The sequence below is a fragment of the Corynebacterium sp. KPL2861 genome, assembly GCF_040225475.1.
GTDB lineage: Bacteria > Actinomycetota > Actinomycetes > Mycobacteriales > Mycobacteriaceae > Corynebacterium.
On record NZ_JBEHFW010000007.1, the window covers coordinates 46253 to 61874 of the forward strand.

Consider the following 15622-nt stretch of genomic DNA (forward strand, 5'->3'; position numbering starts at 1 on the left):
TCGGGGTGACTCGGCAACTGCGCGGGTAGGTGCAGTATTATGGAGCCTTAGCAATTTACATAGTACGCGCGGGAAAATAATTTTCACCTGCGCGTCGATTATGGAAAAAGGATGGAGTTCGCGTGTCTGAGATTTCGCGTGATGAGGTAGCCCACCTTGCCAAGCTTTCCCGCCTGGCATTAAGCGATGAAGAGCTAGCCCAATTCGCAAGCCAGATTGATGAAATTGTTGATTCCGTTTCCGCAGTAAGGAACGTGAACACTGAAGGCGTGGAACCGATGAGCCACCCGCACTCCGTGGATGCACCGATGCGCGAAGACGTTATCGTGCGCACCCTTACCGCAGAGCAGGCCTTGGACCAGGCGCCGGCCGTGGAAGATGAGCGATTCGTCGTGCCGCAGATTTTGGGAGGAGAGTAAATGACCAACGTTGTCGTACCTGCGGAGGGACTGACCTCTTTGACCGCCGCCGAGCTCGCGGAGAAGATTCACGCGCGCGAGGTGACCTCCCGCGAGGTTACCCAGGCCTTTTTGGATCGCATTGCGGAAACCAACCCGGAACTCAACTCCTTCCTGCACGTGGGGCAGGAGGGAGCATTGGCGGCTGCCGATGTCGTGGATAAGGCCCTCGACGCCGGCGAAAAGCCCGCATCGGCACTGGCCGGTGTGCCGCTGGCTCTAAAAGACCTGCTGGTTACTACCGATGCCCCCACCACCGCCGCATCCAAGATGCTCGAAGGCTACATGTCTCCGTATGACGCGACGGTGACCAAGCGCCTGCGCGAGGCCGGCATCCCGATCCTTGGCAAGACGAACCTGGATGAGTTTGCGATGGGTTCGTCTAATGAGAACTCCGCATTTGGCCCGGTTCACAACCCGTATGACACCGAGCGCACCCCGGGCGGTTCCGGTGGCGGTACCGCAGCAGCGCTGGCTTCGGGGCAAGCTCCATTAGGTATTGGTACCGATACCGGCGGTTCCATCCGCCAGCCGGCGGCGCTGACCAATACCGTGGGCGTAAAGCCCACCTACGGCACGGTATCTCGCTACGGCCTGATTGCAGCCGCGTCCTCGCTGGACCAGGCGGGTCCCTGTGGCCGTACCGTCCTGGATACCGCGCTCTTGCACGAGGTTATTGCCGGCCACGATGCCTTCGACGCCACGTCTGTAGACAGGCCTGTTGCCCCCGTGGTGGAGGCCGCCCGCGAAGGCGCGAATGGCGATTTGAGCGGTGTCAAGGTTGGCCTCATTAAGCAATTCGAGCGCGATGGCTGGCAGGACGGCGTGATGGAGAACTACCACGCCGCCGTGGAACAGCTGCGCGAGCAGGGCGCGGAAATCGTCGAGGTGGACTGCCCGCACTTCGACGAGGCCTTGGCTGCCTACTACCTGATCATGCCGTGTGAGGTCTCGTCCAACCTGGCCCGCTTCGATGGCATGCGCTACGGCCTGCGCGCTGGCGATGACGGATCCCACTCCGCGGAGCAGGTCATGTCCCAGTCGCGCGCAGAGGGCTTCGGCCCCGAGGTCAAGCGCCGCATCATGCTGGGCACGTATGCGCTGTCCGTGGGCTACTACGATGCCTACTACTTGCAGGCGCAGCGCGTGCGCACCCTCGTGGCCCAGGACTTTGCCCGCGCCTTTGAGCAGGCTGACGTACTAGTCTCGCCGACCACCCCAACCACCGCGTTCAAGCTGGGGGAGAAGGCCGAAGACCCCATGGCGATGTACAACTTCGACCTGTGCACCTTGCCGCTAAACCTGGCCGGCCTGTGCGGCATGTCCGTGCCTTCCGGCCTGGCCGCCGATACCAACTTGCCTACCGGTTTGCAGATCATGGCACCGGCTTTCCAGGATGACCGCCTGTACAAGGTGGGTGCAGCCTATGAAGCTAAGCGCCAAAGCTAGCCGCGCTATCTAAAATTGTTGTCACTGTGAAATAGCTGCGGATTAGATAACGATTCGTTTACACCCCTGTTGGATGCCCATCCGGCAGGGGTAGATTATTGGGTATGACTTTGAAAAAGATTGCAACCGCGACGATGTCCGTCTCCGCAGCTGCGCTCATGACCATGGGCGTAGCAAACGCTGAGGAACCCGCAGCAAACCCGGCACCGGCTGAGCCCGGCACCGAGGTGGCAGACACCACCGCCAAGAGCGACCTGGTGGAATCCCTGCCGGCAGACGCTGACAAGCTGGTGCCCAACATCGAGGGCCAGACCATCACCGGTGAGCTGCACTCCGTTAAGGAAGACGGTCAGTTCACCGTGCAGTTCGACAAGGATCAGTCCCTGGTTCTCGATGATGGCTGCAATACCTACACCACCTCCTACGATGTGGATAAGGATGGCACCATTCACGTAGGTGACTTCGTCTCCACCAAGGCGGCGTGTGATGACCACACCCAGGCACTTTCTGATTCCCTGCGTGACGTCCTCGAGTCCGAGCCTTCCTTCTATGCTCTGCCTGACGGCCAGGCCGCACTGGGCACTGAGGACAACGCCGTTGTCTTCAACGTTGTGGAGTAAATACTCACAAAACCATTCAGCACCATGATCCTCCTTGGCGGGGGACCATGGTGCTGTCGTGTATGTGGCGGGGTGGACTACTTGGCATCGGAAAGCGCGTAGGCAGCGCCTGCAGAGGCGGCCGTCACGGTGAGGACTGCTGGCCAGGAGCCAATCTTCTTTGCCAATGGGTGGGAGGCGCCGAATGCGCCGACATACAGGGCGGATAGGCCCGCTGTCGTGGCTGGGTTGGTCTTCTTGGCCCAAGAGCGGCCGGCCCACAGGCCCGCTGCGCCGAGGATGACGCCGCCGAGCGGGCGAATGCCGGTCTCGCGGGCGGTGACCCAACCACCGATTAGGCCGAGGGTAACGGTGGTGGCGGTGGATACGTCTTGTGGCTTTTTGATATCAATCATGGACATGGTGGCCAGTCTAGGCCTGATTTGTGTGCCCCGCTAGAATTCCTGCCATGACTGTGGAGACTAACCTGCCATCGGAGCGCCAGGCATGGCTCGCCATGTTCGCCCTATCCCTCGGTTTCTTTGTATCCCTGTTGGACCAATCGATGGTGGCCATCGCCCTGCCGGATATTCAAGCGGATTTGGGCGCCACGGTCAATGAAATCATGTGGGTTTCCGCCGCCTTTTTGCTTGCCGTGGTGGTGCCGCTGCTTTTTACGGGGCGGCTTGGTGATGTCCTCGGCCAGCGCGCCCTGTTTTGCATCGGCGTGGCGCTATTTGGGATCGGCGCAGTAGCGTGTGCGCTGGCGCCATCGATAGAAGTGCTCATCGTCGCACGCATCGTGCAGGGCCTAGGGGCCTCGCTGGAGATGCCACAGACGATGTCCGTTATTAACCGGGTATTCGCCCGCGAGCGGCGTGGGCGCGCGCTCGGGGTGTGGGGGATCATCGGCTCCGTGGCGTCATTGGCTGGGCCGCTGATCGGCGGGTTCCTCGTGGCTTCTTTTGGCTGGCAGGCGGCCTTCTGGGTGCATATTCCATTCGTTATCGCCGCCATCGTGCTGGCCCTGCTGTGGATACCGAAGCTGCCGACGACAGCCCAGGACATCGATAAGCCTTCTGCCGTGGTCTCGCTCATTGCGCTTGGTTCCATCGTCTTTGGTATCCAACAAGGCCCAGAGCTGGATTGGGATTGGCGGGTGCTGGTGGTGCTTGCCATTGGCATAGTTGCAAGCATCGCGTTCGTGCGCCTGCAGGCTAGCGCGCAGGATCGTGGCTCTACGCCGCTCTTTCCGGTGGAGCTCTTCCACAACCGCAATTATGCGGCCGGTTCCGTGGGCATTTTGACCATGGGCTTTATGGCGGCTTCGGTCATGTTGCCGGTGATGTTGTGGTTGCAATCGGTTAAGGGGCTATCCGCCGGGGAGGCCGGCATCATCGTGGCTCCCATGGCGCTGGTCTCTATGCTGATGTCACCTATCGCGGGCATTCTTACGGACGCGGTGAATCCGCGTCTGATGGGGCTGGTGGGATTTAGCCTCATGATCGCCTCGCTGTGTTTGGCTTGGTGGGTCATGCATGCCGATGCCAATCCGTGGTGGCTGGCATTGCCCATCGCAGCCCTAGGAATTGGCCAGTCCTTTATCTGGGGATCCAACGCGGCAACGACGCTGCGCGATATTTCACCTCATCACATGGGTGCCGCGTCCGGAGCGTATAACACCTCCCGCCAGGTGGGATCCGTGGTAGGCGTGGCTTTAGTCTCCGCCGTGATGCAAACGGGTAATCCCACCACGGCGATTATCAATTCGATCCTGGTAATTGTTATCGCGCTGGTGGTGGGGCTTATCTCTTCGCTGCGCTACGTGGACACGCTGCATGGATAAAAATCCTGCGCTAAATTGGGGTTATGCGTCTAGCTGTACTGACTTCCGGTGGCGATTGCCCCGGCCTGAATGCTGTAATCCGTGCGGTTGTGCGAACCGCATCCAACGAATTTGGCGATACCGTCGTGGGCTATGAAGACGGGTGGGTTGGCCTTTTAGAAGACCGTCGGCGCGATCTCTACGACGATGCCAGCATCGACCGGATTCTTCTGCGCGGCGGCACCATCTTGGGCACCGGCCGTCTGCACCCCGATAAGTTCAAGGCCGGCTTGGAGCAGATCAAGACGAATATGCGCGAGGCCGAGGTCGACGCCCTCGTCGCCATCGGCGGCGAAGGCACGCTCAAGGGCGCGAAGTGGCTTAACGATAATGGCATCCCCGTCGTGGGCGTGCCGAAGACCATTGACAATGACGTCAACGCCACCGACTACACCTTCGGTTTCGATACTGCGGTATCGGTGGCAACTGATGCGATCGACCGCCTGCACACGACGGCGGAGTCGCACAACCGCATCCTCATCGTGGAGGTCATGGGCCGCCACGTAGGCTGGATTGCTCTGCATGCCGGCATGGCCGGCGGCGCACACTACACGGTGATCCCAGAAGAGCCCTTCGATATCGCGGAAATCACCAAGGCGATGGAACGCCGCTTCCAGATGGGCGAGAAGTACGGCATCATTTGCGTGGCCGAAGGCGCCCTGCCGAAGGAGGGCACCATGGAGTTCGAAGCCGGCGGCGTCGACCAATTTGGCCACCAAACCTTCAACGGGATTGGCCAGGTCATTGGGGATGAAATCAATAAGCGCACCGGCTATGACGTGCGCACCACCGTCTTGGGGCACATTCAGCGCGGCGGCACGCCCACCGCGTATGACCGCGTTCTGGCGACCCGCTATGGCGTGCATGCCGCCCGGGCGGCGCATAATGGGGATTCAGGAATGTGTGTGGCCTTGCACGGCGAAGATATCGACCTCGTGCGACTAGAAGAGGCCGTGGGCACACTAAAGACGGTGCCAGATGCCCGCTACCGCAATGCGCAAGCGCTCTTCGGCTAAGGTCCTTTAAACCTCGACCGTCTCGAATATTAAGATCACCCTCTCACATGGTGGGAGGGTACTCTTTTGTATATGAGTACCGATAGCGCTACAGAAAAACAGGAAGAACGACAAGCGCTCATCGCGGCGCTGGGTTTTCCCATACTCGTAATCATCGGCGGCATTATTGGTTATCTTGCCCCTGACACCGCGGCATCCTTTGCCCCGCAGGTAACGCCGCTGCTGGGCATCGTGATGTTTGGCATGGGGCTTACACTCAAGCCCGTCGATTTTGCGCTCGTAGTACGCCGGCCGCTGCCGGTGGCGCTCGGCGTGGTAGCGCAATTCGTCATCATGCCGCTTATCGCGCTCGCCGTGGTGGCAGTCATGGATCTGCCAGAGGCGGTTGCGGCTGGTGTGATTTTGGTCGGCTGCGCCCCAGGTGGCACGAGCTCTAACGTGGTGTCCTACTTAGCGCGCGGCGATGTCGCGCTTTCGGTGACCATGACCTCCATATCTACGCTCTTGGCTCCCATCCTCACCCCGCTGTTGACCTTGTGGCTGGCGGGTGAATACATGCCGGTTTCCGCGGCATCGATGGCGTGGTCCATCGTGAAGGTGGTGCTCGTCCCGGTCATCGCGGGCATCGTCATCGGCATGCTGCTTCCCCGGCTCGTGGCAAAGGTTCAAGCGGCTTTGCCGTGGATCTCCGTAACCGCGATTGCCTTGATCGTGTGCATCGTGGTCGGCGGCGCGCATGACAATATCGCCACCGCCGGTGCGCTGGTCTTTGCCGCCGTGGTTATTCACAATGCGTGCGGCTATGGCCTGGGCTACCTCGCGGGCCTCTTTACTCGCCAGCCGGTTCCGGTGCGCCGCACCATGGCCGTGGAGGTAGGAATGCAAAATTCCGGGCTGGCCACCAGCCTTGCCTCTTCCTACATGAGCCCACTGGCTGCCTTGCCCGGCGCCGTCTTTTCCGTGTGGCACAACTTGTCCGGCGCGATCCTGGCTGCGCTGTGCCGTTTTAGCGATGCCCGCAAGGCCAAAGTCAGCTAAAAATTAATGGTGACAGCGGGGAAGTTCTGGTCTACGAACCAGGGCTCCTCCGTGATGGTGAGTGGGGCCTGGCCTTCCTCGAAGGCCAAGGTATCGCCGCCTTTGACGGTGGCGCCTTGCAGGATGTGGTTGGCGATATTTGCCAGCTTGTAATAAAGATCCGTGGGATCCATCGAGCTGCTGCGGGCCTGGATTTCCGGGTGGCCCGCTTGGACCAGGCCCACGGAGTAGCCGCGGAGCTCGCCACCCGATTGCGTAATCCATACCGGCGCGATGTGCATGGGGGCGAGGTTATTGCGCACGGCGTCATTAAACATCGCCGGGGAGATGGAGACGTTCCCGCGCGGGTTGTGGATGATGAGGCAATTGGGGTGCTGGGCTACGGCGGACGTCGCCTGGGACAGCAGATCGAGGTGCTCGCGGCGCGGCTCGCGAAATTGATGGGAAAGGTCGTGTTCCTTGTTATCAGGAAGGACCGAGACGAGCACCTGGGATCCCGCAGTGTTGAGGTCGCAGGCATCGGCGCTCAAAATGGGGTGGAGGCCGTAACTATCTGGGGTGGGTGCAGAATCAATGGTCTGGTAATGCAAGAGAAACGCGCCATCGATAGGAACTACAAGGCTGCCTGGGTTCTTGCCGGGAGTGATTTCGCCGACGCGCGCAGAAAAGATGCCGCTGACGGCGTCTTTGATCTCATCGGTAGTAGGGGCGGTGGAAAAGACCGCGATGTTGATGAGTGGGGCATCGACAAGCGAATTGTCTACGGTATGTGGAGTCGTCATGACAGTCACCCTAGGGGCTAGCGCGCGAGAGTGCACGGACGTATTAAGATGGCACGCATGACTGCTGCGATGTATGACCTGATGGACTTTGACGAGGTCCTCGACAAGTATGAACCGGTAATGGGCATGGAAGTCCACGTGGAGCTGGATACGGAAACCAAGATGTTTTCCACTTCTGCCACGAACTTCAGCGCAGCCCCTAACTCCAATACCGATCCGGTATCGCTGGGCCTTCCCGGGGCACTTCCCGTGGTTAATTCCAAGGGCGTGGAGGGCGCAATCAAGATCGGCCTGGCGCTCAATTGCTCCATCGCGGAATCCTCGCGCTTTGCCCGCAAGAATTACTTCTACCCGGACCAGCCAAAGAACTACCAGATCTCCCAGTACGATGAGCCGATTGCTTATGACGGCTACCTCGACGTCGTGCTGGAAGACGGCACGGAATGGCGCGTGGAAATCGAGCGCGCCCACATGGAAGAAGACACCGGTAAGCTGACCCACCTGGGCGGCGCCGATGGCCGCATCCACGGCGCTACCGCATCCCTGGTGGACTGCAACCGCGCGGGCATCCCGCTCATTGAGATCGTTACCAAGCCCATCATCGGTGCCGGCGAGCGCGCCCCCGAGGTGGCGAAGGCCTATGTATCGGCGCTGCGCGAGCTCGTCGCGGCATTGGGCGTGTCCGATGCCCGCATGGACCAAGGTTCCATGCGCGTGGACTCCAACCTTTCCTTGCGCCCTATCGGCCAAGAAGAATTCGGTACCCGTACCGAGACGAAGAATATCAACTCCATGCGCTCGGTCGAACAGGCCGTACGCTTTGAGATGCAGCGCCAGGCACAGGTATTAGAAGATGGCGGCAGCATCGAGCAGGAGACCCGCCACTACCAAGAAACCGATGGCTCTACCTCTAAGGGCCGCCCGAAGGAGACCGCGGAAGATTACCGCTACTTCAATGACCCGGATTTGCCGCCGGTCATCGCCCCGCGCGAGTGGGTAGAAGAGCTGCGCGCAACCCTTCCGGAGCTGCCGTGGGTCCGCCGCGCTCGCATCCAAAAGGAGTGGGGCATTAAGGACGAGGAGATGCGCGACCTAGTCAACGCGGGCGCGCTGGATCTCATCGTGGAGACGGTCGAAGTCGGCGCGAAGCCGGACGAGGCTCGTTCCTGGTGGGTGTCTTATCTTGCAGGTAAGGCCAATGAGCAGGACAAGACCCTGGCTGAGCTGGATATCACCCCGGCCCACATCGCCCGCGTCATCGCCTTGGTCAAGGAAGGCAAGCTGACCACCAAGCTGGCGCGCCAAGCCGTCGATGGCGTGCTGGCGGGCGAGGGCGATGTTGATGAGGTCGTCGCCAAGCGCGGTCTCGAGGTCGTGCGCGATGATGGGGCCATCGAAAAGGCCGTGGATGATGCCTTGGCCGCAAACCCGGACATCGTGGAGAAGTACCGCGCCGGCAATAAGAAGGTCACCGGCGCGATCGTCGGTGCCGTGATGAAGGCGACGCAGGGCAAGGCGGATCCGGGTCAGGTTAATAAGCTGATCGCGGAAAAGCTGAGCTAATACGCCACTAATCTAGCCAGTCTTCGTCCCTGCTTCCACAAGGGGGCGGAGGCTGGCTTTCGTGGTTTTTAAATTGACCACAGTTTTCATTTGGGCAGGTCAGGACGGCAAAGCGTAGACTATGTGACATGCCAATTAAATCTAAAGTTCTGCAAAAAACGAGCCCAGATGCACCTTTTCGCACCGTAGAAATCGAACGGCGCGATCCGCGCGAAGATGACGTCGTCATCGATATCAAGGCGGCAGGCATTTGCCACTCGGATATCCACACTATTCGCAATGAGTGGGGCGAGGCCCACTTCCCGCTGACGGTGGGCCACGAGATCGCTGGCGTGGTCGAAGCAGTAGGGGACAAGGTCACCAAGTTTAACGTGGGCGACCGCGTGGGGGTCGGCTGTTTGGTCAACTCCTGTGGGGTGTGCGAGCAGTGCCGGAATGGGCAAGAGCAAAACTGCTTGAACGGCTCGGTGGGAACCTATAACTCTGAAGACGTTGATGGAACCATTACCCAAGGCGGCTATGCGCAAAAGGTTGTGGTCAATGAGAATTTCGTGTTGACGATTCCAGAAGGCCTCGACTTTGATGTTGCTGCCCCGCTGTTGTGCGCCGGAATTACCACCTACTCGCCTTTGGCCCGGTGGCAGGTCAAGGAGGGCGATAAGGTAGCCGTCGTTGGCCTTGGCGGTCTGGGCCACATGGGTGTGCAGATCGCCGCCGCCAAGGGCGCTGAGGTCACCGTGATTTCCCGTTCCCTGCGCAAGGAAAAAGAAGCCTACAAGCTCGGCGCGCAGCGGGTGTTGGCAACGGGTGAGGCCCCCGACTTCTTTGCCAACCACAAGGGCGAGTTCGACTTGATTTTGTCTACCATTTCCGCCTCCTATTCCCTCAATGACTACCTGCAGCTGTTGAAGCCGCGGGGGATCATGTCTGTGGTCGGCCTGCCGCCGGAGGAACTGGGAATCACGATGGGCAACCTCGTTGGTGGCGGTAAAGTATTGACCGGAAACAATATTGGCGGCATTGCCGAAACCCAAGAGATGCTGGACTTTTGTGCAGAACACGGCATCGGCGCGGTCATCGAAAAGGTGGGCGTTGATGACGTTGACGCAGCCTATGAGCGGGTTGTTGCCGGTGATGTGAAGTTCCGTTTTGTCATCGATACGGAAACTTTCGCGGACTAAGTATGTAAGCTACTTCATCGACAAAAGATGATGTATTGTATTTCACGCACGTGCAAGTAGGATTTCGCTATTGGCTTACGTACCATGTGCACAGGAGCACACTCCTGCGCCGCGCCTCCCCGCACGTGTCGGGGGATAAGGAGGGGGCCTGGGACGCGCGCACTGGTGTGTGAAAATTATCCGCTACAAAAGTTAGGCAACTGTGTCTTATAAAAATATTCTCGCCATGGCCATGTCCTTCGTGGGCCTGCTGGTAGGCGCAGGCTTTGCTACGGGCCAAGAGGTCGTGCAATATTTCACCGCCTTCGGCACCTGGGGCATTCCCGGCATCGTGGTAGCAGCGGCCATTATGACGCTGGCGGGCACTGTGTTCTTGCAATTGGGCAGCTACTTCCACGCCACTGAGCACAACACGGTGTTCCGTAAAGTCACCCACCCAATCGTGTCCAAGCTGTTGGACGTCGCCGTTATCATCACGCTCTTCGCCATCGGCTTTGTGATGCTTGCTGGCGCTGGTTCCAATATGGAGCAGCAATTTGGCTGGCCGGCGTGGATTGGCTCGACGGTGATGCTGGGGCTCGTGATTGCCGTCGGCATGATGGACGTCGATAAGGTGTCCAAGGTCATCGGTATGCTCACCCCGTCCATCATCATTGCCGTCGTTGGTGTGGCCATCTACACCATGTTCAATATGCCTGATGATGTCAGCGCGGCCATGGACGCCTCCAGCCAAATCGATACCCCGATTGGCAACTGGTTGGTCTCCGCGCTGAACTACAACGGTCTGGCTTTGATGCTGGCGGTATCCATGTCGTTGGTCATCGGCGGCGATAACATTAGCCCGCGTGAAGCTGGCTGGGGCGGCGTCGTAGGCGGCGTTGTCTACTCCATCATGATGGGCCTGGCAGGCTTCTCGCTGTTGATGAATGCCGAGACTATCGGGGACTCTGACATCCCGATGCTGTCCTTGGTCGATGACGTTCACCCAGTGTTGGGCGCGATCATGGCAATCATTATTTACCTGATGATTTTCAATACCGCCATTGGTATGTTCTACGCATTGGGTAAGCGCCTCTCTGCAGGCAACGAGGCTAAGTTCCGCGTTATCTTTATCGCAGGCTGTTTCGCAGGTTTCGGCGTCTCCTTCTTCGGTTTCAAGACCTTGATGCAGTACGTCTACCCGGTCATTGGCTACATGGGCATTGCGATGGTGGCCGTCTTGGTATTCGCGTGGTTCCGCAGCCAGTCCAAGATTCAGGACGAGGCACTGCGCCGCGAGCGCGTGCGTTCGCTGATGCACCTCAAGCTGAATCCGAATAAGGATTATGACGCAGAGCGTTACGACGATGAGATTGGCCAGCACCTCGAGGATTCCAATATGGATAGCGAGGCGCTCTATGAAGAGCTCGTGACCGAGGTGACGGAGAAGCTCGACAGTGATGACAACGTGGACTTTGATAAGGAAGAATTTGAGAAGGAAAACCAGGACGATCACACCTACTACGTCGAGCGCGAAGGCGTAGAGCACGACCGCTCGCCGGAAGAGATTGAACAGTGGATCGAAGAAACCGGTGCTATCGGTGACCCAGAGGAAGATGATGAGTCTTCCGAAGCGGAAAATTCCCAGAAGTAATCTCGCCTTAGAGCAGTAAGTATCCCTCCCCAGGATTTCCCGGGGAGGGATTTTCTTTGCCTTGTGCTTGCCGATGCCCCCCCTTTAGCGGCAGGTAGCAGATTAAAGCAGGAGGAGCTTGAGGGTCAGTCCAATCATGATGACGCCGATACCAACGTTAATCCAGCGCCATACCTCGGGGCGGGAGAGGACGTGGGAGAAGCGGGCTGCGCCAAAGCCAATGACGGGGAACCAGGTAAAGCTGGCGGCGATGGCGCCGCCGGCGAAAAGCCACCGGCCAGGGTTGCCATACTGGTTGGCGATGCCCCCGAGCATGACCAAAACATCGACATAGGCGCCAGGATTGAGCCAGGTCAGTGCGAGCGCGGTAAGGAGCGGCTTGACCCAAGAGGGCGAGCGCTTTATCTCTTGGCGCTGGGTGGTGGTAGCGGTGGCTACAGAGCCATGGCCGGTGCCAGCCCCACCCGAGGTGTCCCCGTCGCCGTCAAAGGTCGCAACTTCCTCGGTGGCATTGGGAGGAGTGGATTCCACGTCGATGGCCTCGCCCTTGGTTTTGAAGGCATCGCGGAAGCAAGTGAAGGTAAAAAACGCGAGGTAGGCCGCGCCGATGTACTTAAGTACCTCAAGCGCAGTGGGAAAGCGCTCCACCAAGTAGCCGACACCGGCGGTGCCGGAGGTGATAAGGATGACATCGGAAAGCGCGCACACCACGGTGATGAGCCCGATGTGATCGCGGCGGATGCCGTATTTCAACAGCATCGCATTTTGGGGGCCGACGGCCACAATGAGGGATAAACCAAGCACAAAACCAGCTAGCACGATGGACATGCCTCTAGTGTGAGTCCAAGCCGTAAATAAGTCCAGTTAATCCATCTTCATATGGTTTAGAATAGCTTCATGAACCCCGTACATTTGGAAACCTTGCTGGCCATCGTGGAAGAAGGGAGCTTTGAGGTTGCCGCTTCGGTCCTGGGAATTTCTCCGTCTGCGGTAAGCCAGCGCATCAAGGCATTGGAGGCGAGCACCGGTCGCGTTTTAGTACGGAGAGCGAATCCGGTGGGGGCGACGGAGGCCGGGGAGATCTTGGTGCAAGCAGCCCGGCGTATGGCGTTGGTGCAGGCGGAAACCGATGCCCGGTTGGGCCAGCGCCTAGCGCGCGTGCCCCTGTCGGTGGCCATCAACTCCGATTCGCTGGCTACATGGTTTACGCAAGTGTTAAGCGATACCGCGCAGCGGGGCGACGTTGCGCTGCGTATCCGCATCGAGGATGAGGCGCGCACCCTAGCTATGCTGCGGCGAGGCGATGTCCTAGGAGCCGTGACGAGGGAACATTCACCGGTTTCGGGGTGCGATTCCACGTTTTTGGGGACCATGCGCTATTTCGCCGTCGCCGCCCCACACATCGCGGAGCGCTTCCACGCGGGCAAGCTTACCTGGGAGACGATGCCGCTGGTGGGCTATGGCCCCAATGACCAGGTGCTCGATGATGCTATGCGGGAGCGCTTTATTGACTCCCACGTCGTGCGCGCGCGGGTTTCGCAGATTCCCTCTTCGGAAGGCTACCTGGAGGCCGTGCGCGTGGGCCTGGGATGGGGACTTTTGCCGCAGGCCCAGGCCCAGCCGCTGGTAGAATCGCAAGAGCTGCTGCTTCTCGATGACCACCAGCTCGACATTGACCTCTACTGGCAGCGCTGGCGCCTAGAATCCGAGGTCTTAAGCGATCTGACACGGTCTGTGATTAACGCGGCTGCGGCGCTGGGAAGAGCTTAAGCTGGAAGTCTTCTGGATTCTTTACTTCCTCGCCAGCGGGAATAGGCTCTGGGAGTCGCGTGCCATCGGCAAAGGGCTGGCCGCCAAAGCGGTCGCGATCATGGGCCTCGGCTAACCAGGACATATCCGGCCCGACCGGGACGACTTGGGTGGGGTTGATCTCGGTGTGCGTGGCAAAGTAGTGCTGCTTGATTTCAGTAAAATCGGCGGTATCACCAAAGCCGGGTAGCTGGAATAGTTCTTGCAGGTAGCCGCGCAGGTTTGGCAGTTCCTGGATCTTGTGGCGCGAGCACTTGAAGTGGGAATAATACACGGGGTCGAAGCGCACCAGGGTAGCGAACAGGCGGATATCGGTTTCTGTAATGTGTTCGCCCACCATGTAGCGCTGGGTGCCCAGGCGGTTGTCTGCCCAATCGAGCGCCTCCCACAGCTGGGCATAGGCTTTTTCGTAGGCTTCTTGCGAGCCGGCAAAACCGCAGCGGTAGACGCCGTTATTGATGCCGTGGAAGATATAGTCGTTGAGCTCTTCCATCTCCTCGCGGTGCTGCTCCGGGAAGAGATCTGGGGCGCCTTCTGCCTGGAAGTCTGTCCACTGTTCAATAAAATCGCGCACCATCGAGGGGTAATCATTGGTGACCACCCGGCCCGTGGATTCTTCTACCAAAGCGGGCACGGTAATCCCGCAGGGATAGTCCGGGAAGCGCTTGAAGTAGGCTTCCTGCAGGCGTGTGTAGCCCAACACCGGGTCCACTTTGTCTTCGTCCAAGTCGAACGTCCAAGACCGCGCATCGTGCACGGGGCCGGCGAGGGCGAGGGAAATGGAGTCTTCTAAGCCCAACAAGCGGCGGGCGATGACCGCGCGGTGTGCCCACGGGCACGCGCGGGCGGCAACCAAGCGGTAGCGGCCAGCCTCCATGGGCCAATAAAAGGTGCCATTGTCTTGTGCGGTCACCTCGGATACCTCTGGGGAAATGCGGTCTTCGATATAGGTGGTATCGCGAATAAACTCGCCGTCTGGTGAAGCATTGCGGGCATCTCCGGCCCAATCGGAGTCGTGTGAAGTCATCGATTCATTTCCATTTCTCGTGGATGCCAAAGGCGGGTGGTTCCCCACCGGCAATTAATGTTTATATGTCAACTATATAACCTTGTTGTTGGTGCAACAAGATTCGGGGCAAGGGGGACGGGGATGTAGGCTCGATTGCGGCGCGCCGTTAAAGGTACCGCAAAACTGCAGGCAAGTGTCTTAAATTGGTCATATGAGCGATAAGCAGCAACCGGATAAAGCTAATCCCCTAGACGAGGATCTCAACGTCCCAGCCTACGATTCTACGCAGCGGGATAATCCTGATGTCTTCGCACGCGCAGGTCGCGCCGAACCACAGGAAATTCGGCCACAAAACCAAGAGGCGGCGGAGACGGAAGTACTGTCCAATCCTGCCGCAAGTGGGACTGCGCAGGAGAAAAACCAGGGATCCACAGGTGAGGAAACCGCCGTGTTGGGCCCTGCGAGCTATGGCGCTGCTCCCGCAGCGGCGACACAGACCGAAGGGATTGCGCCGGAGGATGTTGGCCTGACCCCAGAAGAACAGGCAGAACAAGAGCGCAAGCTACAGCAGGAACAGGAGGACAAGGAAGGTTATAAGCGCTATGGGCGCCGCGGCACCATTGACTTTGGCCTCTTCTTCGTCCGCTTGGCGGTGAGCGCCTACCTCATAGTTGCCGGCGTGGCCACTTTCTTCTCACTGGGCGATGGTAGCGGAGTCTCCGGGCTGGAAAGCGATTACTCTCAGTACGCTTGGGGTGATTCGTTTGCCCTTGCGGTGCCGACCGTGCAGCTGATCGCCGGAGCATTCCTCCTATTGGGCCTGATTAGCCCGCTTGCGGCCATGCTTGGCTTGGTCGTTACCGGTTTCACCGCCTTGCACGAACTGGCGGAATCGGGTGCCGGTTTGCAGGTCTTTGACTGGCCGGACTCGGTATGGCTGTCCTTGGTGCTTTTTGTTATCGCGATTGGCCTGCAATTTACTGGTCCTGGTTTCATTTCCTTGGACTTTGGTCGCTCTTGGGCGCGACGCCCACTGGGTACGTCGTGGGTCTTTGTGGTGGTCGGTATCGCCATCTTGGTTGCCGTGTGGTTCTTTGGCGCGGCTGTAAACCCCATTGCTTAGGCCGTTATTCGCTACCGAGTGAGTGGATCCCCGCTGCATCGCATGCGGCGGGGATTTTCTTTCTACCCTTACTTTCC

General features: G+C 59.2%; 15 protein-coding genes. 11 read left to right on the forward strand and 4 right to left on the reverse strand.

What is annotated here, in order from left to right; genetic code table 11:
* Positions 1–122: 122 nt before the first annotated feature.
* The 3 genes from gatC (at position 123) to ABRP84_RS06965 (ending at position 2527) form a co-directional block, all read left to right on the forward strand.
* Positions 123–419, forward strand: a complete 297-nt coding sequence (gene gatC, locus ABRP84_RS06955; RefSeq protein ID WP_349853134.1) for an Asp-tRNA(Asn)/Glu-tRNA(Gln) amidotransferase subunit GatC — start codon at positions 123–125, stop codon at positions 417–419.
* Complete coding sequence (gene gatA / locus ABRP84_RS06960; protein WP_349853135.1) at positions 420–1907, forward strand: Asp-tRNA(Asn)/Glu-tRNA(Gln) amidotransferase subunit GatA; 1488 nt, start codon at positions 420–422, stop codon at positions 1905–1907. It begins immediately after the preceding gene.
* A gap of 104 nt (positions 1908–2011) precedes the next feature.
* Positions 2012–2527: an META domain-containing protein gene (locus ABRP84_RS06965; RefSeq protein ID WP_349853136.1), complete on the forward strand. Its 516-nt coding sequence runs from the start codon at positions 2012–2014 to the stop codon at positions 2525–2527.
* Between the two features lie 77 nt (positions 2528–2604).
* Here ABRP84_RS06965 and ABRP84_RS06970 read toward each other — a convergent pair whose 3' ends face one another.
* A complete protein-coding gene (locus tag ABRP84_RS06970) occupies positions 2605–2928 on the reverse strand; it encodes a hypothetical protein (protein WP_349853137.1) in 324 nt (107 codons plus the stop codon).
* A 47-nt stretch (positions 2929–2975) separates the two neighbouring features.
* Here ABRP84_RS06970 and ABRP84_RS06975 point away from each other — a divergent pair, with 47 nt between their 5' ends.
* From ABRP84_RS06975 to ABRP84_RS06985, 3 genes are all read left to right on the forward strand, one after another.
* Complete coding sequence (locus ABRP84_RS06975) at positions 2976–4352, forward strand: DHA2 family efflux MFS transporter permease subunit (protein WP_349853138.1); 1377 nt, start codon at positions 2976–2978, stop codon at positions 4350–4352.
* A gap of 23 nt (positions 4353–4375) precedes the next feature.
* Positions 4376–5407, forward strand: a complete 1032-nt coding sequence (locus tag ABRP84_RS06980; RefSeq protein WP_349853139.1) for an ATP-dependent 6-phosphofructokinase — start codon at positions 4376–4378, stop codon at positions 5405–5407.
* A gap of 72 nt (positions 5408–5479) precedes the next feature.
* Positions 5480–6445: a bile acid:sodium symporter family protein gene (locus ABRP84_RS06985; RefSeq protein ID WP_349853140.1), complete on the forward strand. Its 966-nt coding sequence runs from the start codon at positions 5480–5482 to the stop codon at positions 6443–6445.
* On the opposite strand, the gene ABRP84_RS06990 is transcribed toward ABRP84_RS06985, so the two are convergent.
* Complete coding sequence (locus ABRP84_RS06990; RefSeq protein WP_349853141.1) at positions 6442–7227, reverse strand: DUF4261 domain-containing protein; 786 nt, start codon at positions 7225–7227, stop codon at positions 6442–6444. The genes ABRP84_RS06985 and ABRP84_RS06990 overlap by 4 nt on opposite strands.
* 57 nt (positions 7228–7284) lie before the next feature.
* Here ABRP84_RS06990 and gatB point away from each other — a divergent pair, with 57 nt between their 5' ends.
* From gatB to ABRP84_RS07005, 3 genes are all read left to right on the forward strand, one after another.
* Entirely contained in the window at positions 7285–8790 is a 1506-nt protein-coding gene (gene gatB, locus ABRP84_RS06995) for an Asp-tRNA(Asn)/Glu-tRNA(Gln) amidotransferase subunit GatB (protein WP_239275322.1), read from the forward strand.
* A gap of 128 nt (positions 8791–8918) precedes the next feature.
* On the forward strand, positions 8919–9971 hold the full coding sequence (locus tag ABRP84_RS07000; protein WP_349853142.1) for an NAD(P)-dependent alcohol dehydrogenase: 1053 nt from the start codon (positions 8919–8921) through the stop codon (positions 9969–9971).
* Between the two features lie 202 nt (positions 9972–10173).
* Positions 10174–11604, forward strand: coding sequence for a YkvI family membrane protein (locus ABRP84_RS07005; protein WP_349853143.1), 1431 nt, complete (start codon positions 10174–10176; stop codon positions 11602–11604).
* A 102-nt stretch (positions 11605–11706) separates the two neighbouring features.
* Here the strand turns inward: ABRP84_RS07005 and ABRP84_RS07010 are convergent, their stop codons facing one another.
* Positions 11707–12432: a LysE/ArgO family amino acid transporter gene (locus tag ABRP84_RS07010; RefSeq protein ID WP_349853144.1), complete on the reverse strand. Its 726-nt coding sequence runs from the start codon at positions 12430–12432 to the stop codon at positions 11707–11709.
* Between the two features lie 69 nt (positions 12433–12501).
* On the opposite strand from ABRP84_RS07010, the gene ABRP84_RS07015 reads away from it, so the two are divergent.
* A complete protein-coding gene (locus tag ABRP84_RS07015) occupies positions 12502–13374 on the forward strand; it encodes an ArgP/LysG family DNA-binding transcriptional regulator (protein WP_349853145.1) in 873 nt (290 codons plus the stop codon).
* Here the strand turns inward: ABRP84_RS07015 and ABRP84_RS07020 are convergent.
* The gene (locus ABRP84_RS07020; RefSeq protein ID WP_349853146.1) at positions 13343–14440 is read right to left on the reverse strand and encodes a glutathione S-transferase family protein; all 1098 of its coding nucleotides are present in this window, start codon (positions 14438–14440) and stop codon (positions 13343–13345) included. The genes ABRP84_RS07015 and ABRP84_RS07020 overlap by 32 nt on opposite strands.
* A 193-nt stretch (positions 14441–14633) precedes the next feature.
* On the opposite strand from ABRP84_RS07020, the gene ABRP84_RS07025 reads away from it, so the two are divergent.
* Positions 14634–15545, forward strand: a complete 912-nt coding sequence (locus tag ABRP84_RS07025) for a DoxX family protein (RefSeq protein WP_349853147.1) — start codon at positions 14634–14636, stop codon at positions 15543–15545.
* The last annotated feature ends 77 nt before the right edge of the window (positions 15546–15622 follow it).

Coding starts and splice junctions, on each gene's coding strand:
- gatA (WP_349853135.1), top strand. CDS start 420: ATGACCAACGTTGTCGTACCTGCGGAGGGACTGACCTCTTTGACCGCC.
- ABRP84_RS06965 (WP_349853136.1), top strand. CDS start 2,012: ATGACTTTGAAAAAGATTGCAACCGCGACGATGTCCGTCTCCGCAGCT.
- ABRP84_RS06970 (WP_349853137.1), bottom strand. CDS start 2,928: ATGTCCATGATTGATATCAAAAAGCCACAAGACGTATCCACCGCCACC.
- ABRP84_RS06975 (WP_349853138.1), top strand. CDS start 2,976: ATGACTGTGGAGACTAACCTGCCATCGGAGCGCCAGGCATGGCTCGCC.
- ABRP84_RS06980 (WP_349853139.1), top strand. CDS start 4,376: ATGCGTCTAGCTGTACTGACTTCCGGTGGCGATTGCCCCGGCCTGAAT.
- ABRP84_RS06985 (WP_349853140.1), top strand. CDS start 5,480: ATGAGTACCGATAGCGCTACAGAAAAACAGGAAGAACGACAAGCGCTC.
- ABRP84_RS06990 (WP_349853141.1), bottom strand. CDS start 7,227: ATGACGACTCCACATACCGTAGACAATTCGCTTGTCGATGCCCCACTC.
- gatB (WP_239275322.1), top strand. CDS start 7,285: ATGACTGCTGCGATGTATGACCTGATGGACTTTGACGAGGTCCTCGAC.
- ABRP84_RS07000 (WP_349853142.1), top strand. CDS start 8,919: ATGCCAATTAAATCTAAAGTTCTGCAAAAAACGAGCCCAGATGCACCT.
- ABRP84_RS07010 (WP_349853144.1), bottom strand. CDS start 12,432: ATGTCCATCGTGCTAGCTGGTTTTGTGCTTGGTTTATCCCTCATTGTG.
- ABRP84_RS07015 (WP_349853145.1), top strand. CDS start 12,502: ATGAACCCCGTACATTTGGAAACCTTGCTGGCCATCGTGGAAGAAGGG.
- ABRP84_RS07020 (WP_349853146.1), bottom strand. CDS start 14,440: ATGACTTCACACGACTCCGATTGGGCCGGAGATGCCCGCAATGCTTCA.
- ABRP84_RS07025 (WP_349853147.1), top strand. CDS start 14,634: ATGAGCGATAAGCAGCAACCGGATAAAGCTAATCCCCTAGACGAGGAT.